The sequence below is a fragment of the Thermoanaerobacterales bacterium genome (assembly GCA_030019475.1).
GTDB lineage: Bacteria > Bacillota > Desulfotomaculia > Desulfotomaculales > JASEER01 > JASEER01.
Map to the genome: position 1 here is coordinate 13,052 of JASEER010000026.1, position 19,712 is coordinate 32,763.

The 19,712-nt window shown below is 64.6% G+C and carries 18 protein-coding genes, 1 tRNA gene and 1 riboswitch; of the genes, 17 read left to right on the plus strand and 2 right to left on the minus strand.

Features of this window, described 5'->3' with window-relative positions:
- Nucleotides 1-105 precede the first annotated feature (105 nt).
- From QMC81_07990 to prfB, 10 genes are all read left to right on the plus strand, one after another.
- On the plus strand, nucleotides 106-342 hold the full coding sequence (locus QMC81_07990) for a YlmC/YmxH family sporulation protein (GenBank protein ID MDI6907410.1): 237 nt from the start codon (nucleotides 106-108) through the stop codon (nucleotides 340-342).
- A gap of 167 nt (nucleotides 343-509) precedes the next feature.
- Entirely contained in the window at nucleotides 510-1,106 is a 597-nt protein-coding gene (locus tag QMC81_07995) for a biotin transporter BioY (GenBank protein MDI6907411.1), read from the plus strand.
- On the plus strand, nucleotides 1,100-1,501 hold the full coding sequence (locus tag QMC81_08000; GenBank protein MDI6907412.1) for a DUF1284 domain-containing protein: 402 nt from the start codon (nucleotides 1,100-1,102) through the stop codon (nucleotides 1,499-1,501). The genes QMC81_07995 and QMC81_08000 overlap by 7 nt, the downstream gene beginning before the upstream one ends.
- Before the next feature lie 132 nt (nucleotides 1,502-1,633).
- Nucleotides 1,634-2,467 carry a L,D-transpeptidase family protein gene (locus tag QMC81_08005; GenBank protein ID MDI6907413.1) on the plus strand — a complete coding sequence of 278 codons (834 nt, stop codon included), beginning with the start codon at nucleotides 1,634-1,636 and terminating at the stop codon, nucleotides 2,465-2,467.
- An 89-nt stretch (nucleotides 2,468-2,556) separates the two neighbouring features.
- The gene (gene metK / locus QMC81_08010; GenBank protein MDI6907414.1) at nucleotides 2,557-3,702 is read left to right on the plus strand and encodes a methionine adenosyltransferase; all 1,146 of its coding nucleotides are present in this window, start codon (nucleotides 2,557-2,559) and stop codon (nucleotides 3,700-3,702) included.
- Between the two features lie 160 nt (nucleotides 3,703-3,862).
- Entirely contained in the window at nucleotides 3,863-5,551 is a 1,689-nt protein-coding gene (locus tag QMC81_08015) for a sensor domain-containing diguanylate cyclase (GenBank protein ID MDI6907415.1), read from the plus strand.
- Nucleotides 5,548-6,297 carry a ComF family protein gene (locus tag QMC81_08020; protein ID MDI6907416.1) on the plus strand — a complete coding sequence of 250 codons (750 nt, stop codon included), beginning with the start codon at nucleotides 5,548-5,550 and terminating at the stop codon, nucleotides 6,295-6,297. The genes QMC81_08015 and QMC81_08020 overlap by 4 nt, the downstream gene beginning before the upstream one ends.
- Before the next feature lie 205 nt (nucleotides 6,298-6,502).
- Nucleotides 6,503-7,015, plus strand: coding sequence for a ribosome-associated translation inhibitor RaiA (raiA, locus tag QMC81_08025; protein MDI6907417.1), 513 nt, complete (start codon nucleotides 6,503-6,505; stop codon nucleotides 7,013-7,015).
- Between the two features lie 220 nt (nucleotides 7,016-7,235).
- Nucleotides 7,236-9,920 (plus strand): preprotein translocase subunit SecA, encoded by a 2,685-nt coding sequence (secA, locus tag QMC81_08030; protein ID MDI6907418.1) that lies wholly within the window; start codon nucleotides 7,236-7,238, stop codon nucleotides 9,918-9,920.
- A 102-nt stretch (nucleotides 9,921-10,022) separates the two neighbouring features.
- A protein-coding gene (prfB, locus tag QMC81_08035; GenBank protein MDI6907419.1) for a peptide chain release factor 2 occupies nucleotides 10,023-11,175 on the plus strand; the annotation gives its coding sequence in 2 pieces (ribosomal slippage) (nucleotides 10,023-10,091 and nucleotides 10,093-11,175; 1,152 coding nt in all).
- Between the two features lie 130 nt (nucleotides 11,176-11,305).
- Here the strand turns inward: prfB and QMC81_08040 are convergent.
- Together QMC81_08040 and QMC81_08045 are read right to left on the minus strand one after the other, a co-directional pair.
- Nucleotides 11,306-11,821: a DUF3231 family protein gene (locus tag QMC81_08040; GenBank protein ID MDI6907420.1), complete on the minus strand. Its 516-nt coding sequence runs from the start codon at nucleotides 11,819-11,821 to the stop codon at nucleotides 11,306-11,308.
- Nucleotides 11,822-11,951: 130 nt separating this feature from the next.
- Nucleotides 11,952-12,046, minus strand: a tRNA-Cys gene (locus QMC81_08045).
- A 141-nt stretch (nucleotides 12,047-12,187) separates the two neighbouring features.
- On the opposite strand from QMC81_08045, the gene QMC81_08050 reads away from it, so the two are divergent.
- The 7 genes from QMC81_08050 (at nucleotide 12,188) to QMC81_08080 (ending at nucleotide 19,029) form a co-directional block, all read left to right on the plus strand.
- Nucleotides 12,188-13,081 carry a YitT family protein gene (locus tag QMC81_08050; GenBank protein ID MDI6907421.1) on the plus strand — a complete coding sequence of 298 codons (894 nt, stop codon included), beginning with the start codon at nucleotides 12,188-12,190 and terminating at the stop codon, nucleotides 13,079-13,081.
- A gap of 3 nt (nucleotides 13,082-13,084) precedes the next feature.
- Nucleotides 13,085-13,894, plus strand: a complete 810-nt coding sequence (locus QMC81_08055; GenBank protein MDI6907422.1) for a transketolase — start codon at nucleotides 13,085-13,087, stop codon at nucleotides 13,892-13,894.
- Between the two features lie 15 nt (nucleotides 13,895-13,909).
- The gene (locus tag QMC81_08060; protein ID MDI6907423.1) at nucleotides 13,910-14,851 is read left to right on the plus strand and encodes a transketolase family protein; all 942 of its coding nucleotides are present in this window, start codon (nucleotides 13,910-13,912) and stop codon (nucleotides 14,849-14,851) included.
- Nucleotides 14,852-14,982: 131 nt separating this feature from the next.
- Nucleotides 14,983-15,666, plus strand: coding sequence for a cell division ATP-binding protein FtsE (gene ftsE, locus QMC81_08065; protein ID MDI6907424.1), 684 nt, complete (start codon nucleotides 14,983-14,985; stop codon nucleotides 15,664-15,666).
- Nucleotides 15,659-16,537, plus strand: a complete 879-nt coding sequence (gene ftsX / locus QMC81_08070; GenBank protein MDI6907425.1) for a permease-like cell division protein FtsX — start codon at nucleotides 15,659-15,661, stop codon at nucleotides 16,535-16,537. Before ftsE ends, ftsX begins: the two co-directional genes overlap by 8 nt.
- Nucleotides 16,538-16,557: 20 nt before the next feature.
- Entirely contained in the window at nucleotides 16,558-17,688 is a 1,131-nt protein-coding gene (locus tag QMC81_08075; GenBank protein MDI6907426.1) for a peptidoglycan DD-metalloendopeptidase family protein, read from the plus strand.
- A gap of 249 nt (nucleotides 17,689-17,937) precedes the next feature.
- Complete coding sequence (locus QMC81_08080; GenBank protein ID MDI6907427.1) at nucleotides 17,938-19,029, plus strand: sigma-54 dependent transcriptional regulator; 1,092 nt, start codon at nucleotides 17,938-17,940, stop codon at nucleotides 19,027-19,029.
- Between the two features lie 172 nt (nucleotides 19,030-19,201).
- Nucleotides 19,202-19,288: riboswitch (cyclic di-GMP riboswitch) on the plus strand.
- Nucleotides 19,289-19,712: the final 424 nt, after the last annotated feature.

Here is a 19,712-nt window from a genome sequence, read left to right on the forward strand (position 1 = left end):
TTTAAGTTAAGTGCCTGACCCCTTACTAAAACCCTTACTTAAAACGGGGTCTGTAACGCGATTTGCCGCCCCCGCATAGCATGGGGCGGGGGAGGTGGAAGAGAAGTGTTCAAGGCCAGCGAGTTGTCAGACCGGGACATTGTCAACATCATTGACGGCCGGCGTCTGGGCGCGGTGAAGGACATGCACGTCGACGAGGCCGGCGTGGTCCGGGCCGTTGTCCTCCAGGGGCCGAAAAAGCTCCTGGGGCTCTGGCACGGCAAGGACATCGTCATCCCGTGGTCCCAGGTGCGTAAGGTCGGCGTGGACGCCGTGCTGGTGGAGTGGCGCGAGGCGGGGTAAATGACGGGCGGCCGGCGGGACGGCGGTGCCGCAAAAAGTTCTCTTGGAGACCGGGGGCTGCTCCGGTCTTAATTGTTAACCTGGGGAATAAAATTTATGGTTGACAATTGGAGGGACTCCCCTCTATAATCAGGCCAAGCATTTTAATCCAGGGAGGGGATGGACCGGTGGAATTAGTGTTCGAACGGTATCGTTACCGCGCTTTCGAATGGCGTAAAGGCCTGGCGTTGCCTTACAAGGTGGCCCTGGCCATGCTCGGGGCGGGCCTTATCGGGCTGGCCGCCCAGGTAAGGTTTCACCTGCCCTGGACGCCGGTGCCGATTACGGGGCAAACCTTCGCCGTGCTCCTGACGGCTGTTCTGCTGGGCCGCCACTGGGGCGGGATCGCCGCGGGCTTGTACGCCGTCCTGGGCGTAGCCGGCCTGCCGTGGTTTGCGGGCGCTACCGCCGGGTTCGCCGTCCTGGCCGGCCCGAGCGGGGGGTATATCGTCGGTTTCGTGCTGGCGGCGCTTTTCCTGGGGCACGTCAGCGACCGGTACGTCCGGGCGCGGTCGTGGTACGGTCTTCTCGCTTTGATGCTCGTCGCCGATTTCGTGCTCCTCTTCGGCCCGGGGCTTGCCTGGCTGGGGGTGATGACAGGGGTGGCCGACCCGCGGCAACTCCTCTGGATGGGACTGGTGCCGTTCGTTCCGGGCGAGCTGGTGAAGATTCTAGCCGCCGCCGTGACGGCCTTCGCCCTGGCGCCGAGGAAGGGCTCATGGTAGAAACCGGGGTGGTCAAGTTGAGGGCGCACCACCTGTTGTGTCTGGATCAGTTCCGGGGGCTGGGATACAGCCCCTTTTTCGTTGCCAACTTCCGGCGCGTCCAACAGGAGTTGGCCGACCCGGAAACCATGGTGGAGATCACCGCCGGCCCCGACGGCATCTGTATGGCCTGCCCGTGGCTTAAAGGCCGCGACTGCGGGCGCGGCGAGGCGGCGGCGCGGCGCGACCGCCTGGTGCTGGCGCGGCTGGGCCTGGCCACGGGTACGCGGATGCGTGCGGCCGCGCTGCGGGCGGCGTTTGCCGCCGCCTGTCCGCCGCCGGTGCGGCCCGCGCTCTGCGCCGGCTGCTCCTGGCTGGCGCGCGGCGTCTGCCACCAAGAAAACCGCCGGTTTTAAGTAGGGGGTCAGGCACCTTACTTAAAAAACCTTTTAGTAAAGTGCCTGACCCCCTACTTAAAAGTGACTCCTGTTTTAAAGCGGACGCCCGCCTCATAAGCCTCATAGAATGAAGGGAGGAGGTGGGCGTTTGTGTCTTCCAACGGTTTCGTTCCGGGGCCGGGGTCGGACCTGGTCCTGGTCGGCAACCTGCAGGAACAGTTGAACGACCTCGGTTTCGACTGCGGCCCCCCGGACAACGTCTACGGGGAGCGGACCGTCGAGGCCGTCAAGCGGTTCCAGGAGAGCGCCGGCCTGCCCGTCACAGGGCTGATGGACGGGGCGACCTGGCGGAAGATCTTTAACACCGACTGCATCCCCGACGACCTGCTGAACCCCGAGGCCGCCGTCGAAGCGGCGGTGGCGCCTTACACGATCGGGATCAACCTCGCGGCGCGCCGCCTGACCTTCTTCGAGGGCCGCAGCTCGCGCGGGACCTACCCGGTGGCCGTGGGCAAGCCGGCTACGCCGACCCCGACCGGGGATTTCGTGATTGTCAACAAGCGGCTTAACCCGGGCGGCGTCTTCGGCTCGCGCTGGATGGGCTTCACCACCCGGGGGCACGGCATCCACGGGACCAACGCCCCCCAGTTCATCGGACAGGCGGTCTCCCTGGGCTGTGTGCGCATGCACAACCACCACATCGAGGCCATCTACCCCCTGGTACCGATCGGGACGCCGGTCGTCATCCGGATCTCCGAGGCCGGGCCGGTGACCCCGGCCCCCGCGAATCCCGGGACGGCCCCTTCGCCGGGCGGGGGAGGGACGGCGCCGCCGGTGGGCGGGAAGCGGACCTATGTCGTCCAGCCCGGGGATTCCCTCTGGTCGATCGCGCGACGGTTCGGGACCACGGTCGAGGCCATCCAAAGGGCCAACGGGCTGGCCACCACGGTGATTCATCCGGGGCAGAGGCTGGTTATACCGTAGCAGGGCAGGTTTAATTGACAGGGCATGCCTCTCTTGCTAAAATGAAATGGCAAATTTCCACATAAACAAGAACAAGAGAGGCGGACGCGATGAAACACCTCTTTACATCCGAATCGGTAACCGAGGGCCATCCGGATAAGGTGGCCGACCAGATCTCCGACGCCATCCTGGATGCCATTCTCGCCGGCGACCCGGCGGCGCGCGTGGCCTGCGAGACGCTGGTGACGACGGGCCTGGCCCTGGTGGCGGGGGAGATCACCTGCAACTGCTACGTGGATATCCCGTCCATCGTGCGCCGGACCGTGCGGGAGATCGGCTATACGCGGGCGAAGTACGGCTTCGACGCCGACACCTGCGCCGTGCTGACGACGATCGACGAGCAGTCGCCCGACATTGCCCAGGGTGTCCTCCAGGGGGACGACATCGGTGCCGGGGACCAGGGGATCATGGTCGGTTACGCCACCGACGAGACCCCCGAGTTGATGCCCCTGCCGATCACTCTGGCGCACCGCCTGGCCCGGGCCCTGGCGGCGGCCAGGAAGGACGGGTCCATCCCCTACCTTCGCCCCGACGGCAAGACGCAGGTGACCGTCGAGTACGAAAACGGGCGCCCCGTCCGCGTGCACACAGTCATCGTCTCCACCCAGCATCATCCCGACGTGTCCCAGAAGACGATCCGCGAGGACGTCATTACCGGGATCATCGAGACCTCGATCAGCCCCGAGCTGCTGAGGAACACGGTCTACCACATCAACCCCACGGGAAGGTTCGTTCTCGGGGGGCCGCACGCCGATACCGGCCTGACCGGAAGGAAGATCATCGTCGACACCTACGGCGGCATCGCCCGCCACGGCGGTGGGGCCTTCTCCGGGAAGGACCCGACCAAGGTCGACCGCTCGGCCAGCTACGCCGCCCGCTACGTGGCGAAGAACATCGTGGCCGCGGGGCTGGCCTCCAAGTGCGAGGTGCACGTGGCCTACGCCATCGGCCTGGCGCACCCGGTCTCGGTGCGGGTTGACACCTTCGGGACGGCACGCGTCGACGAGGAGCGGCTGGCGAAGCTGGTGGCCGAGAACTTCGACCTGCGCCCGGCGGCGATCATCCGGGAACTGGACCTGCGGAGGCCGATCTATCGCGCCGTTGCGGCTTACGGCCACTTCGGCCGCCCGGACCTGGACCTGCCCTGGGAGCGGACCGACAAGGCCGAACTGCTGCGCGACCTGGCGGGGCTCTAACCCGCGTTTACCCCTCGACGAAGGCCGGGACGTTCCCGGCCTTTTATGTTCGGGCCGGGGTATCTTTTTCCCCCGGCCCGGGAGGCATTGTCCCTTCCCGTGTCGAATTTTCCCCTAAACCTCCAAAACCTGGCTGGGTTTGCACCCCGGGGGTGACGGAATGTTCAGGCTCTGCTACGTGTGGGCGGTCATCGGCCTGGGGCTCTACCTGCTCATCCAGTCCTTCCCGGCCCTCGACCTGGACCTCGCCGCCCGTTTCGGCGCCCTGGTCCTGCTGGGGGTCCTGGCGGAGTGGCTCGTGGTGTCCTTTCCGCACGGGCAACTGTCCAGCGGGTTCGCCGTCGTCCTGGCGACCTTTCTCGTGTTCGGACCCGCGGCCGCCATGTGGGTCAATGGCCTCGCGACCCTGGTCGGCCAGGGGATCGTCAACAGGGGCAACTCATTCCGCACGACCCTCTTCAACGCCGCGCAGCACGTTCTCGCCGTGTCCGGCGGCGCCTGGACCTACGCGGCGCTCGGCGGCGGGGTGCCGGACGGGGGCCGCCTGGCGGCGGGCAACATCGTGCCCCTGCTGGGTTTCGCCGCTGTCTACTTCGCGTTGAACCACCTCCTGGTCTACTTCTACCTGCACCCGCGGCGGCGGGCCTTCCCCTCCATCAACTGGCCCGACACCCTGCGCTGGGACGCCGCCCTGTACCTCTTCGCGCTCCCGGTCGCCGCCCTGATGGCCTACCTCTACCGGATCGCCGGGGAAACGGCGGCCTTGCTGTTCTTCCTCCCGATCCTGGCCCTGCAGCTGTTCCTGCGCCGCGCCGTCAGGCTCGAGCTGACGAACCGCGAGTTGACGGTCCTCTACGAGGTGGCGAAGCGGCTCGGCACCAGCCTGCACGTCAACCGGCTGATCGAGATCATCCTCAGCGAAACGCGGCGGATCCTGCCTTACCACACGGCGGCCGTCTTCCTCTGGGACGAGGAGCGGGAGTTGTTCCACGCCTGTGCCGTGCGCAGCCCCTACGCCGACGACATCCGTGCCATGGTCGCCGGACGGGATGAGGGGGTCGTCGGCTGGGCGGCGGAGCGGAAGGAGCCGGCGATCGTTGAAGACGCGCGGGACGACCCCCGTTTCGCCGGGGAGCCGGGGCTGGCCCAGTTCCTGCGCTCCCTGATCACCATCCCCCTGATGGTGGAGGACGAGGTCCTGGGCGTCTTCCTGGTGGGGGATCGCCGCCCGGGGGCCTACGACCGGCGCAACCTGCACGTCCTGACGATCATCGGGGGACAGGCCGCCGTGGCTATCTACAACGCCCTCCTGTGCGAGCGGACGGCGCGCCTGGCCTCCCGCGACCCCCTGACGGGCCTGGCCAACCGCCACCAGTTTATGCTCCGGGCGCGCGCCGAGCTGGACCGGGCGCGGGAGGAAGAGGAACCGTTGAGCCTGCTGCTCCTAGAATTGATGAACCTTGCGGAGGTCAACGCCCGCTACGGACAGGCGTTCGGGGACCGGGTCCTGGTCCAGGCGGGCCGCATGCTGACCGCCCATCTGCCGGCGACGGCGGTCGTCGCCCGCTACGGGGGCCGGGTCTTCGCCGCCCTGCTGCCCGGCGTCGGGGAGGTCGCGGCCGCCGAGACGGCCACGGGCCTGGCCCGGGCTCTCGAGCAGCGACCCATCGGCGACGGGGAGGGGCACGAAGTCCTCCCGGCGGTGGCCGCGGCGGCGGCCGCCCTGTCCCGCGGCGTCATGGAACTGGACGATCTGCTGGCCGCGGCCGAGGAGGCCCTGCGCCACGCTGCGGATGAACGCAGGGCCGCCGCGGGCTGGACGCGCGCCCGGGGCGCCCGGCCGCGATGATCGGGCGTTTCCTCCGCGACCTCCGCGACGGTTTCCTGGGGCTCTTTTTTCCGGCGGGCGACGGCTGCCCGGCGTGCGGCGGGGCGGCCGGGGCGGACGGCGGGGTCTGCCCGGATTGTGCCGCGCGCTTCCGGGCCTTCGCCCGCCTGCCGGCCTGTCCCCTCTGCGGCCGCTTCGGGGCGGCGCCGGACGCGGGCCCCTGCCCCGACTGCCGCCGAGACCGCCCGTCCTTCACCCTGGCGCGGGCCTGCGCCCCCTACGAGGGCGCGGTCCGCGTCGCCGTCCTGCGCCTCAAGTACGGCCGCTGCCGTTCGGTGGCCGGCGTCCTGGGAGAGGCCATGTCCGAGGCCGCGCGGGCCGAGCCGGCCTTCACCGGCGCCGCCGCCCTCGTGCCCGTACCCCTGTCGGCCGCCCGCCTGCGGGAGCGGGGTTTCAACCAGGCCGACCTCCTGGCGCGGGAGGCGGGGCGCCGGCTGGGGCTGCCCGTCGTCCATGCCCTGGTGAAAGAACGGGACACCCCGCCCCAGGCGCGCCTTCCCCGGGCCGCCCGGGAGCAGAACCTGAAAGGGGCCTTCCGCGCGGTGAACCCCGGGATGCTTGCCGGGCAAGGCGTCATCCTCGTCGACGACGTGCTGACCACCGGCAGCACGCTGGCCGCCGCCGCGCGGGCCCTGCGCGAAGCCGGGGTTTCCGACGTTTTCGGCCTCACTTTCGCCACGGGCCGTGTGACGTTCGACAAGAGGTAACATGCCTTCGTCTCTTGTCCACACCATGAAGGCTTGGAAACACCGTTATGCACAGGTTTATCCACGTTATCCACAGGAATTTCCGTCCCCTGCCCGGTTCGCCAAACCTTTTTTCGACAATCCTGTTTTGTACTGCCAAGTGCAGAATTCTATGTTAAAAGGGGTTATAATATTAACTAACGCGAAGGGAAGGGGTGAAGGACAGGTGCGAGTTAACGTTCGGGGGAAGAACATCGAAGTCACGGACGCGCTGCGCGGCTACGTGGAAAAACGGCTGAAGAAACTGGAGAAGTACCTCAACAACTACGGCGACGCACAGGTCACCCTGACGGTCGAGAGGGATTCGCACCGCATAGAGGTCACGATCCCGATCAACGGCATGATCCTGCGGGGAGAGGAAAGCACGGGCGACATGTACGCGTCCGTGGACCAGGTGGTCGAGAAGCTGGAGAAGCAGGTCGAACGCTTCAAGGGGCGCATCACCAGGCGCCTGCGCACGGCCGGGGCCGCCGGGGTGGGCGTGGAAAACGAGGAACCCCTGGAGGTCGTGCGGACAAAACGGTTCGCCATCAAGCCGATGGAGGTCGAAGAGGCCATCATGCAGATGAACCTCCTGGGGCATAGCTTCTTTGTCTTCGCCAACGCGGAAACCGAGCAGGTCAACGTCGTCTACAAGCGCAAGGACGGCAATTACGGACTGATCGAACCCGAGCCGTAGAGAACGATCGTCGGTCGTCGGGATCAAAGGGGTTTGCTACGTGAATCCCCGGGAAGATACGGGCGGGCGGCGGCTTCAGCCCCGCCCGCCATGTCCTTCCTGGAAATTGCTTCCTGCCCCGGTTGCAAGTTTTTGACCGGAATGTTAAAATAAAAAACGTACCTTTCATAAGGAACCGCTCAGGGGTTCCTTAATTGTTGAAAGGGGATGTGTAACGCCGATGATCGGTTTCATCAAAAACTGGTTCGACGATAACGCCCGCGAGGTCAAGCGCCTTTCCCGGGTGGTGGAGGAGATTAACGCCCTGGAGGACGAGATGCGCGCCCTTTCGGACGAAGACCTGGCGGCGAAGACGGCATACTTCCGCGAGCGGCTGGACAACGGGGAGACCCTGGACGACATCCTGCCCGAGGCCTTCGCCGTGGTGCGCGAGGCCTCCCGCCGGGTGCTCGACATGCGTCACTTCGATGTCCAGTTGATGGGCGGGATCGCCCTGCACCAGGGCCGGATCGCCGAGATGAAGACCGGCGAGGGCAAGACCCTGGTGGCCACCATGCCGGCCTACCTGAATGCCCTGACCGGGCGCGGGGTGCACGTCGTTACCGTGAACGACTACCTGGCCCGGCGCGACAGCGAGTGGATGGGCCAGATTTACCGCTACCTGGGCCTCTCCGTGGGCCTCATCGTCCACGGCCTGGACCACCGGCAGCGGCGGGAGGCCTACGCGGCCGACATCACCTACGGGACGAACAACGAGTTCGGTTTCGACTACCTGCGTGACAACATGGCCCTGCACCCGGAAGAGGTCGTACAGCGCGACCTCTACTACGCCATCGTCGACGAGGTCGACTCCATCCTCATCGACGAGGCGCGCACGCCGCTGATCATCTCCGGCCAGGGGCAGAAGTCGACCGACCTCTACCACACCTTCGCCCGCCTGGTGCCCAAGCTCAGGGCCGGGGTGGACTACACGGTGGACGAAAAGGCGCGCACCGTGGCCATCACCGAGGAGGGCACGGCGAAGGTCGAAAAGGCCCTGAACATCGATAACCTGGCCGACGACCGGAATATCGAGCTGATGCACCACCTGAACCAGGCCCTGCGGGCGCACGCCCTGATGAAGCGCGACCGCGACTACGTCGTCAAGGACGGCAAGGTGATCATCGTCGACGAGTTCACCGGCCGCCTGATGTTCGGCCGCCGCTACAGCGAGGGCCTGCACCAGGCCATCGAGGCCAAGGAAGGGGTGGCCGTCGAGCGGGAGTCGCAGACCCTGGCCACGGTGACCTTCCAGAACTACTTCCGGATGTACGAGAAGCTGGCCGGGATGACCGGCACGGCGGCGACCGAGGAGGACGAGTTCCGCAAGATCTACAAGCTGGACGTGGTGGTCATCCCGACCAACAAGGAGATGATCCGCCGCGACCTGCCCGACGTGATCTACAAGACCGAGCGGGCCAAGTTCAACGCCGTGGTGGAGGAGATCGCCGAGCGGCACGCCACCGGCCAGCCGGTCCTGGTGGGCACGATCTCCATCGAGAAGTCCGAGATCCTGAGCGAGATGCTCCGCCGGCGGGGGATCCCCCACCAGGTGCTGAACGCCAAGTTCCACGAGAAGGAGGCCGAGATCGTCGCCCAGGCCGGGCGCAAGGGGGCGGTGACCATCGCCACCAATATGGCCGGCCGCGGCACCGACATCCTCCTCGGGGGCAACCCGGCCTTCCTGGCCAAGCAGGAGATGCGCCGGCGGGGGTACCCGCCGGAGTTGGTGGCCGAGGCCGCCGAGTTCGGCCCCTGCACCGAAGAGGTGGCGGAAGCCCGCAGGGTCTTCCGAGAACTCCACCAGGAGTTTAAGAAGGTCACCGACGCCGAACACGACGAGGTCGTGGCCCTCGGCGGGCTGCACATCGTCGGCACCGAGCGGCACGAGAGCCGGCGGATAGACAACCAGCTGCGCGGCCGCTGCGGCCGCCAGGGAGACCCGGGCACGACGCAGTTCTTCGTGGCCCTGGAGGACGACCTGATGCGCCTCTTCGGCGGCGACAACATCGCCGGCCTCATGGAGAGGCTGAAGATTGAAGAGGACATTCCCCTGGAGCATGGTCTCATCAGCCGCTCCCTGGAGAGCGCCCAGAAGAAGGTCGAAAACCGCAACTTCAGCATGCGCAAGCACGTGCTGGAGTACGACGACGTCATCAACCAGCAGCGCGAACTGATCTACCGCCAGCGGCGCCAGGTGCTGACCGGGGAGGACCTGCGCCCCGTCATCGGCCAGATGATGGATGAGATCGTGGGGCGCGCCGTTGACACCTACGCCGCGGAGAGCCTGCACCCCGAGGAATGGAACCTGGCCGGGCTGCTGGACTACGCCGCCCAGGTCTTCCTGCCCAACCACGACCTGCGGGTGGAGGACATCGAGTCCCTGAACCGGGACGAACTGCGTTCCTTCCTGCAGGAGAAGGCCGCCGTCGCCTACGAGGCGCGGGAGGCCGAACTGGGGGCCGAGACCCTGCGGGAGATCGAACGTCTGATCCTGCTGCGCATCGTGGACGAAAAGTGGATGGACCACCTGGACGCCATGGACCAGCTGCGCGAGGGCATCGGCCTGCGCGCCTACGGCCAGAAGGACCCGCTCGTGGAGTACAAGTTCGAGAGCTACGAGATGTTCCAGAACATGATCGCCGCCATCCAGGAGGACGTGGTGCGCTACCTCTTCCGGGTGCGCGTGGCGGTTCAGCCGCAGGAGCGCCGCCAGGTGGTCGAGAACCGGGGCGCCGGGGCCGAAGAGGGCCCGCGGCAGCCCGTGCGCCGCGAGAAGAAGGTCGGGCGCAACGACCCCTGCCCCTGCGGCAGCGGCAAGAAGTACAAGAAGTGCTGCGGCCGCGAGGCGGCCAAAGCAGTGTAAGTTTTAAGAAAGGGGTCAGGCACTTAACTTAAAAAGTGGTTAAAAGTAGTCCGGTATTTAAGTTTAGTGCCTGACCCCAAACTTAAACGGGGGGGTTCTTCGATGTACGTTGAACTGCGCAAAGACCTCGAGGACCTGGAGCGCCGGATCAGGGACCTCGAGTCCTCTCTTTGACCTGGCGGGCAAGGAAAGCGAAATAGCGGCCCTGGAAACGCAGATTGCCGCGCCGGACTTCTGGTCCGACCAGGAGCGGGCGCAGAAAGTGCTCCAGAGGGCGTCCGCGCTCCGGGACAGGGTTGACTTCTTCCGGCGGATGGAAAATGATTATGAGGACCTCAAGGTTCTCTGCGGCCTGGGCGAGGAAGTGGACGATCCGGAGACGGCGGCCGAGGTCAGGGAAGGGCTCAGGAAACTGGGTGCCCGGGTGGAGTCCCTGGAGCTGGAGTTGCTCCTTTCCGCGCCCTATGACCGGCGGAACGCGATCATGAGCCTGCATGCCGGGGCCGGCGGGACCGAGGCCCAGGACTGGGTGGCCATGCTGGTCCGGATGTACACCCGCTGGGCCGAGGAGCACGACTTCAAGGTGGAGATCCTCGACCAGCTGCCAGGGGACGAGGCGGGGATCAAGAGCGCGACGCTCCTGTTTTCCGGCCAGAACGCCTACGGTTACTTGAAGGCCGAGAAGGGCGTGCACCGCCTGGTACGCATTTCGCCCTTCGACGCCAGCGGCCGGCGCCACACCTCCTTCGCCTCGGTGGATGTCCTGCCGGAGGTCGACGAGGAGGCCGAGGTCGAGATCAACCCGGACGATCTGCGCATCGACACCTTCCGCTCCGGCGGCGCCGGCGGGCAACACGTGAACAAGACCGACTCCGCGGTGCGCATCACCCACCTGCCGACCGGGATCGTCGTGAGCTGCCAGAACGAGCGCTCCCAGATCGCCAACCGCAACGCGGCGATGAAGCTTCTGCGGTCCAGGCTCCTGGCCCTGGAGATCCAGCGCCGGGAGGAGGAGATCGCCAGCCTGCGGGGCGAGCAGATGGATATCGCCTGGGGCAGCCAGATCCGCTCCTACGTGCTGCATCCCTACACGCTGGTCAAGGACCACCGGACGAAGGTGGAAAAGGGCAACATCGCGGCCGTGCTGGACGGGGAGATCGACGACTTCATCAAGGCCTACCTGGTGTACGAGGCCCGGCGGGGGCAGCAGGGAGCCTGGAAGGATGCTGTAAAAGCACAAAGTAACGGCAAGTAACGGCACAAGTGTCAAAGTGACAGCTGGTCCCGGAAAGCCGGGGGACCGCGGAAAAAGAGCATGGCGCGGACGGCGAGCCTGACAAAGCCAGGCGAAGTTTTGCAGCGGTCTCCGAGGCGCCCCCGCCGGTTTACTGCATCTGGTATATCGGGGGCTGCTCCAGCCACCCCTTTATTTTCCCGTACTTGCACAGGTCGTTGAAAATGTCCAGCTCCTCCTTGGCGAACCTGATGAAGACGGCACGCAGGGGATCGTTGGTGATAACGGAGCGGATGGTGCGGATGTGAGAGTCCAGGAACCCCTGAATCCCCGTGAAGACCTGCGAGAACAAGAACCTGTCCTCCATCAGGGTACCGCTGACCGGGATATTCACGCTCTTGGGAGGCCTGTGCGGCAGGGGCATTTCATACCTGTTCATTTCCTCTTCCAGCGTGTTGACCTGTTTTTCCAGGGCCTCAGCCAGCCCTTTTCGTAAGACGTACTTGAATTCGGGGTCGTGGACGAAATTGAGATAAAGCTGGGTTTGTTCGATGATGTTGTACCTCGAAACCAGCTGGTCCCACAGGGCGAACGCTTCTCCACAATCCAAAACGGGTTTTTTAGCATTTTCAGCCTTGCCGATGTGGTAGTTGCCTATCTGAACCATATCCGGCGAACCTCCTCTTCCATCCTTTCTCATTAACTTAGCCAACTATCCGCCGGATATTGCAATCCCGCACAGTTATTTTATGGCACCCGGGCCGGCTCTACCCGATCCGGGCCGGTAATAGTTCGGGTGGAGGAGGGAAGTGGGAATCGAACCCGACCCCGGCCGCACTTACGGTCGGCCAACGGATTTGCAGTCCGCGGGGAGCCCAGCTCCTTTCCCTCCATAGCATATATTCTTCATTATTAATAACAACCCTCTATGAATACCATAACCTTTTGGAATGTAAATTCCGCCCAGGCCCTAACGGCCCTGCATTTCCTGTCGCGCGGCAGGAGTCGGCGTCGAAAGGAAGAATAGGTAGGAGTGGCCGATCACAGACAGGAGCATTCTAAAGCCAGGGGTTCCAACGTGCTGCGCGCTGTGCGGGAATACCTGGTGCTGCTCGCGGGCGTCATCCTGATGGCCCTCGGGCTCGACCTGTTCCTGGTGCCGAACAAGATCGCCGCCGGGGGCGTCGGGGGCATCGCCACCATTATCCATTACCTGCTCGGCTTCCCGGTGGGCATGACCATGCTCGGCCTGAACGTGCCCCTCTTCATGTGGGGGCTCTACCGCCTGGGGCTGCCGTTCGGGTTCCGCTCCCTGGTGGGGACGGTGGCCCTTTCGCTGTTCATTGACGTTATGGCGCCCTACCTGCCGGTGCCGACGAACGACGTGCTACTGGCCAGCGTGTTCGGCGGGGTGCTGGTCGGCCTGGGGCTGGGTCTGGTCTTCCGGTCCAAGGCGACCACCGGGGGTACCGACTTCGCGGCGGCCATCGTGCGCAGTTACGTAGGGATCAACGTCGGGCAGCTGCTCTTCCTGATTGACGCCGGCGTGGTGCTGGCGGCGGGGATCGCCTTCAATTCGTGGGAGTTGGCCCTCTACGCCCTGATTACGATTTTCATCACCGCCTGGATCGTCGACGTGGTCCAGGAGGGCTTGAGCTATACGAAGGCCTTTTTCATCATCTCCAACCGCCCGGAGGAGATCGCCGCGACCGTTACGAAGGAGCTGAACCGCGGGGCGACGATCTGGCGGGCCAGGGGAGCCTATACCGGCGCCGAGCGGCCTGTGCTGCTGACCGTGGTCAGCCGCAGCGAGATCACCCGCCTGAAGGAGATCGTCCACGCCATCGACCCCCAAGCCTTCGTGATCGTCACCGAGGTCCGGGAGGTCATCGGGGAAGGTTTCAAGGAATACACGCCCAGGAGGTAGGATATGGACATCGCGGCTCTGGAACAGAAGGCCCGGGAGATCCGCCGCCACATCATCCGCATGGTCGGAACGGCCGGGTCGGGGCACCCGGGCGGGTCCCTCTCGGCGGCCGATATCGTGACCGCCCTCTACTTCGCGGTGATGCGCCTGGACCCGGCGCGGCCCGACTGGCCGGACCGCGACCGCTTCGTGCTCTCCAAGGGCCACGCCGCCCCGGTGCTCTATGCCGCCCTGGCGGAGCGGGGCTACTTCCCGGTGGACGAGTTGGGGACGCTGCGGAAGCTGGGCACCCGCCTGCAGGGCCACCCGGACATGAAGAAGCTGCCGGGGGTGGAGATGTCGACGGGCTCCCTCGGCCAGGGCCTCTCGGCGGCCAACGGCATGGCGCTGGCCGCGAAGCTGGACGGGAAGGACTACCGCGTCTACGTGCTCCTGGGCGACGGGGAGATCCAGGAGGGGCAGGTCTGGGAGGCGGCCATGGCCGCGGCCCACTACAAGCTGGACAACGTTACGGCCATCGTGGACTTCAACGGCTACCAGATCGACGGCCCGGTGACCGAGGTCATGAACCCGGAGCCGATCGCCGCCAAGTGGTGGGCCTTCGGGTGGCGCGTCCTGGAGATCGACGGGCACGACATGCGGGCCATCCTGACGGCCCTGGACGAGGCGCGGGCCACCGAGGGCCGGCCGGCGGTGATCGTCGCCCGGACGGTCAAGGGCAAGGGCGTATCCTTCATGGAGGGCCAGGTCGATTGGCACGGGAAGGCACCCAAGGAGGATCAGGTACGGGCCGCCCTGGCGGAATTGGGATAGGGGGGAACGAAGACCGTGCAAGAAAAGATCGCCACCCGCGAGGCCTACGGCAAGGCGCTCGTGAAGCTGGGCGAGGAGCGGCCCGAGGTCGTGGTGCTGGACGCCGACCTGGCCAAGTCGACCAAGACCATAGACTTCAAGAAACGCTTCCCGGACCGCTTCTTCGACTTCGGCGTGGCCGAGGCCAACATGGTCGGCACCGCCGCCGGCCTGGCCGCCTCCGGCAAGGTACCCTTCTGCAGCACGTTCGCCGTCTTCGCCACCGGCCGGGCCTTCGACCAGATCCGCCAGAGCGTGGCCAACACGAAGCTGGGCGTGAAAATCGCCGCCAGCCACGCCGGCCTGACGGTGGGCGAGGACGGGAGTTCGCACCAGTCGGTGGCCGACATCGCCCTCATGCGGGCGCTGCCCAACTTCACGGTTTTCGTCCCGGCGGACGCCGCCGAGGTCGAGGGGGCGGTGCGGGCGGCGGCGGAGACCAACGGACCCGTCTATATCCGCCTCGGGCGCTCGCCGGTGCCCACCCTCCACGGCAAGGACTTCAAGTTCGTGCCGGGCCGGGCGGTCTGGCTGCGCCGCGGGCGGGACGCAACGGTCGTCGCCTGCGGGATCATGGTCGAGGCGGCCCTGCGCGTGGCCGAGGCCCTGGCCGGAGACGGCCTGGAGGTGGGTGTGCTCGACATGCACACCATCAAGCCGCTTGACGCCGAGGCGCTGGCCGAGGCCGCCGCGGCCAGCGGCGCCATCGTCACCGCCGAGGAGCACAGCGTCATCGGCGGCCTGGGCGGGGCGGTGTGCGAGGCCCTGGCCGAGCTTCACCCCGTTCCGGTCAAGCGCATCGGGATCCGGGACACCTTCGGCGAGTCGGGCAAACCCGGCGAACTCCTGATGAAGTACGGCCTGACGGCCGACGGCATCGCCGACGCCGTGCGGGAAGTTGTCAGGCGCAAGGGATAAAAACCGGAAGGGCACAAAACGGGGTTAAGGGGCATTTTCCGAAATGCCCCTTTTTTATGCCTTTTTTGGAGGAATCAATGCCAAAGCTGTCGAAGTATGGACCCATCCGCCAAGGGGGACGTGAGCCTTTCTTGATCCACTTCTACAACGTCACTAAAATTTACCCTCCGGGAGTACAGGCCCTCACGGACCTTAACCTGCGCATTAAGCGCGGAGACTTCGTCTTCCTGGTCGGCCCCAGCGGCGCCGGAAAATCCACGATCCTCAAACTGATTTTCCGTGAGGAGTTGCCGACCAGCGGGCAGATCTTTTTCCAAGGGCGGAACATCGCCCGCATGCGCGGCCGCCACGTCCTGACCATGCGCCGCCGCATCGGCATGGTCTTTCAGGACTTCCGGCTGCTCCCCCAGAAGACGGCCTTTGAGAACGTGGCCCTGGCCCTGGAGGTGGTGGGCGCCTCCCGGCGCGAGATCGCGGCCCGGGTGCCGGGGGTTATGGAACTGGTGGGCCTCTCGGAGAAGGAAGGCTTCCTGCCCCACCAGCTTTCCGGAGGCGAGCAGCAGCGGGTCGCCCTGGCCCGCGCCCTGGTGCGCCAGCCCCTCTTAATCCTCGCCGATGAACCGACGGGCAACCTGGACCCCGAGACCTCCTGGGGCCTGATGGAGCTGTTCAGCAAGATCAATAAGGCGGGGACGACGATCGTCATGGCGACCCACGCCTGGGACATCGTGGACCGCATGCAGCGGCGCGTCGTCGCCCTTGAGAAGGGGCGCATCGTGCGGGACGAGGAACAGGGGAGTTACAGCAATGTTTAGGATTACGGTTTACTGCATCCGGCAGGCGGCCATCGCCCTGGTCCGCAACTTCTGGCTGGGGCTGGCCTCGGCGGGGATGATCGCCGTCTCGCTGTGTATCCTGGGCGCTTTCCTGCTTGTCGCCCTGAACGCCAACCAGTGGATGCGCGGCGTCGAGTCTGAGGTCGAGATCAACGTCTTCCTGGCCCCCGAGGCGGAAGCGTCCGAGATCGGGGAGAAAATAGAGGCCCTGTCGGGCGTCACCCGCTGCACCTTCGTCCCCAAGAGCCAGGCCCTGCGCGAGATGAGGGAGTCGCTGGGCGATAAGAGCGACATCCTGGAGGGTCTGGAGGAGGACAACCCCCTGCCCGACAGCTACCGCGTACAGGCCGCCCGCGCCGAGCTGGTGCCGGCCGTCGCCGAAAAAATTGAGGACCTGCCGGGGGTGGACCGGGTCAACTACGGCCAGGGGGTGGTCGAAAAGGTGATCATGATCACCCGCTGGTTGAATGTCGTTTCCCTGGTCGCCGCCGGGCTGCTGGCCGCGGCCGCCGTCTTCCTGATCGTGACCACCGTGCGGCTCTCGGTCGTCGCCCGGCAGCAGGAGATCAGCATTATGAAGTTCCTGGGGGCCAGCAACTGGTTCGTGCGCGCGCCCTTCCTGATGGAGGGGATGACGGTGGGCCTGATGGGGGGCCTGGCGGCGGTGACCGCGCTGGGCCTGGGCTACTACTACCTGGCCCTGCAGGTTGACCGGGCGTCCCTGCTCTTTTTCCAGTTGGTGACCGACCCCTACCTGCTCCTGCCGGTCTTCGGCGGCCTCGTGGCGCTGGGCCTCGGCATGGGCGGCCTGGGCAGCGTCGTGTCGATGCGGAAGTTCTTGAACGTGTAAGTGCGAAGGGGTGATCCGATTTGCGACGTTCCTGGTGGCGGATGATGCTGGTCATCGCCCTGGTCGCCGGCCTGCTCGCCGGGGTGCCGGGCGCCGGCTGGGGGGGGAACCTCGAGAACCAGCTCAACCAGACGCGCCAGAAGGTGGAGCAGAAAAAGCGTCAGGTCAGCGGCGCCAAGTCCACGGTCACCAATTACGCCCAGCAGATCGCCTTCCTGGACCGCTCCATCGACCAGAAGAGCCGCGAACTCGACAGCCTGAGCGGCGCCCTCCGGGACGCGACCTTCCGTGTCCTGACCGCCGAGCGGCAACTGGCGGACACCGAGGCCGACCTGGAGGAGAAGAACGACCTCCTGCGCCGGCGCATTGTGAGCATCCACGAGGCGGGAAGGGTCGGGTACCTGGAGGTGCTTTTCGGGGCGAAGGACTTCAACGATTTCGTCACGCGTATGGAGTTCCTGCGTCAGATCGTCGCCCGGGACGTGGGCCTTATCGAGCAGGTCCAGGCCAAGCGGGACGAGGTTCAGGCCCGAAAGGAGGCTCTGGAGCAGGAGCGGCGGCGCATCGCCTCTCTGCGTGCCGACCAGGAGGCCACCTACCGCGCCCTGACCAACGAGGAGCGGGCGAAGCGGGAACTACTCGCCGGAGCGCAGAGGAACCTCAGCCAGCTCGAAAAGGAACTGGACGCCCTGGAGCGTCAGGAGCAGCAGATCCTGGACGAGATCGCCCGGCAGCGCGCGGGCAAGGGCGGCGTCCAGGCGGAGGGGCCGTTCACCTGGCCCTGCCCGGGGCATACCGCGATCTCGTCCGATTACGGTAACCGCATTCACCCCATCCTCCGCGTCCAACGCTTTCACGACGGGATCGACATCCCGGCGCCCAGCGGCGCCCGCGTCGTGGCCGCTCAATCGGGAAAGGTCATCTACGTGGGTACTTTGCAGGGCTACGGGAAGGTGATCATGCTGGATCACAACAACGGTTTGACCACCCTCTACGCCCACCTCTCAAGCCAGGACGTCGCCGAGGGGGAAACCGTGGTCAAGGGCCAGACCATCGGCAAGGTGGGCAGCACGGGCTGGTCGACCGGGCCGCACCTGCACTTCACGGTGCGTTCCAACGGGTCTCCGGTGAACCCTCACCAGTACGTTTAGCCTCTTACCGCTGCCGCATGCTCGGTATTTCGGCGGTTACAGTCACAAGTCACAATATTAAAGATAAAGTCTTTCGGGGGTGGCCTCCACGGCGCCCCCGTTAGTTTTTTTAGTGAACGGCTGTAAGCTCATGGTATAAGGGTAATGTACTTTATCGTTGTAATCATATGCAGGCAGCCGTAGGGCCTTTACGGGCAGGCCCCAACGACTGCCTGCAACTCAATGGATCAAGGAACTGGTTTTGCTGTTATGGATCAGCGGGTTAAACATGAGGAGCCCTTAAAACGGGATAACAAAACGGCTGCCGGAGATGCCGGGCAGGAAACGCCGTGCAGCGAAAGGGCATTTTTTCGCCTGGTTCCCGGCGTAGGTGAAGTCGGCATTTTTTCCACGGCGATGGAAAAGGTTTTCGGGCAAGCAAAAAAGCTGCACGCCGACCGTTTGGTACCCGTCCTTATCGAAGGCGAGACGGGTACGGGCAAGGACATAGTCGCCCGGTATATCCACCATGGCGAAGAGAACGTCACAGAGCCGTTTGTTACCTTGAATTGTGCGGCCATTGCCCCGGGCAACGCGGAAAACGAGCTGTTCGGTTACGTGCCCGGAGCCTATAACGGCGTCTTGCTGAAAGGGAAAAAGGGTTGGCTTGACATGGCCCAGCGCGGAACTCTGTTTCTGGATCATGTCGCCGAAATGCCTCTCAACGTCCAGGCCAAACTGCTACGGGTGATCGAGGACTGGGCTTTTTTCCGGGTCGGCGGCTTGAGAAGGGTCGAGGCGGACGTCAGGATTATTTGCTCCACTAACGCTAACCTATCGGCAAAGGTGGAAAAAGGGGCGTTTCGTGCCGATCTGTATTACCGCCTGAGTGTCGCCCGTCTCTATCTTCCCCCACTGCGCCAACGTAAGGAAGAAATCCTGCCTCTTGCCCATATGTTTCTCACACGGTTTGCCCACGAGAAAGGGAAGAAGTTCCGGGAAATCAGCGCCGAGGCGGCCCGGATGCTTACCGCCTATGAATGGCCGGGTAACGTGCGAGAGCTTAAGAACGCTGTAGAGCTGGCTGCATTAATGTGGGACGATGTCGTCTTGCGGCCCGCACACCTGGAAATCGCTATTGGAGCCAGATCCGTGGCCGGGCCCCCGCATGCGGAGGTAATAGACTGTAAGAATTTCTCTCTCCCCCTTGAAGGACTGCCGCTTGAAGAGTACAACAGCCGTATCATTCTTAAAGCACTGGAGATGCATTACGGTAATAAGACCAGGACGGCGAGATATCTGGGTATTTCGCGCCGGTCCCTTGATTGCCGTCTGAAACGCCTCAGTAATTCACCTATATGAGCACCCCTGTACCTTTGAGTGCACCTATAGGTATATTTTTTCTATCTAATCTGGCTTTGATACTTACAAGTTGCAAGGGTTGAAGGACCACGCAAGGTCCTACACATTATGCGACATTATTTGTCTGGCATTAATGGTGTCGAAATTTGTTGTAATCTAAAATAGTTCATAGACCCGCTCAGGGCAAAGTCACCGAAAGGTGGCGACGCAAAGCTACAGGGGCTAAGGCGGTATGCCGCTATGCCCGCCAGTTGCCGGGTAAGGTCCAGAATTTATGTCTTCTGGCATCGGACCCGCCCCAACCGGCACGGGTCTTTTTGATTTATGGGCAAACAGGATGTCCCACGTAAGCAAGGAGGTGATTTAGTTGTCCGAGGCGCAACTGGTTATCTTCGGAGCGGGCGGGAACTGCTACGCGCTGGATATCGCCGATGTGCTGTCAATGGCCACTTAAAAATCTGCACTTTTGGCCACTAGAAAATCGTCATTTTCGGTCACGAAAAGTCGTCAACTAGATCCTGGAAAGAGTCTTCTCATCCCTCCTTTGCCTGCATGAGTTTGGGCGGCACCAAACGGTTGCGCACCCGATAGCTGTCCCCACGCAGGGTAATCACATGAGCGTGGTGTAACAGACGGTCCAGAAGGGCGGCCGCCGTGCCGGGGCTGGCAAACAAGGTTCCCCA

Excerpts from the sequence above, each read along its gene's own strand:
- QMC81_08000 (MDI6907412.1), top strand. The coding sequence starts at position 1,100 with ATGGTAGAAACCGGGGTGGTCAAGTTGAGGGCGCACCACCTGTTGTGT.
- metK (MDI6907414.1), top strand. The coding sequence starts at position 2,557 with ATGAAACACCTCTTTACATCCGAATCGGTAACCGAGGGCCATCCGGAT.
- QMC81_08015 (MDI6907415.1), top strand. The coding sequence starts at position 3,863 with ATGTTCAGGCTCTGCTACGTGTGGGCGGTCATCGGCCTGGGGCTCTAC.
- QMC81_08020 (MDI6907416.1), top strand. The coding sequence starts at position 5,548 with ATGATCGGGCGTTTCCTCCGCGACCTCCGCGACGGTTTCCTGGGGCTC.
- secA (MDI6907418.1), top strand. The coding sequence starts at position 7,236 with ATGATCGGTTTCATCAAAAACTGGTTCGACGATAACGCCCGCGAGGTC.
- QMC81_08040 (MDI6907420.1), bottom strand. The coding sequence starts at position 11,821 with ATGGTTCAGATAGGCAACTACCACATCGGCAAGGCTGAAAATGCTAAA.
- QMC81_08055 (MDI6907422.1), top strand. The coding sequence starts at position 13,085 with ATGGACATCGCGGCTCTGGAACAGAAGGCCCGGGAGATCCGCCGCCAC.
- ftsX (MDI6907425.1), top strand. The coding sequence starts at position 15,659 with ATGTTTAGGATTACGGTTTACTGCATCCGGCAGGCGGCCATCGCCCTG.
- QMC81_08080 (MDI6907427.1), top strand. The coding sequence starts at position 17,938 with ATGGATCAGCGGGTTAAACATGAGGAGCCCTTAAAACGGGATAACAAA.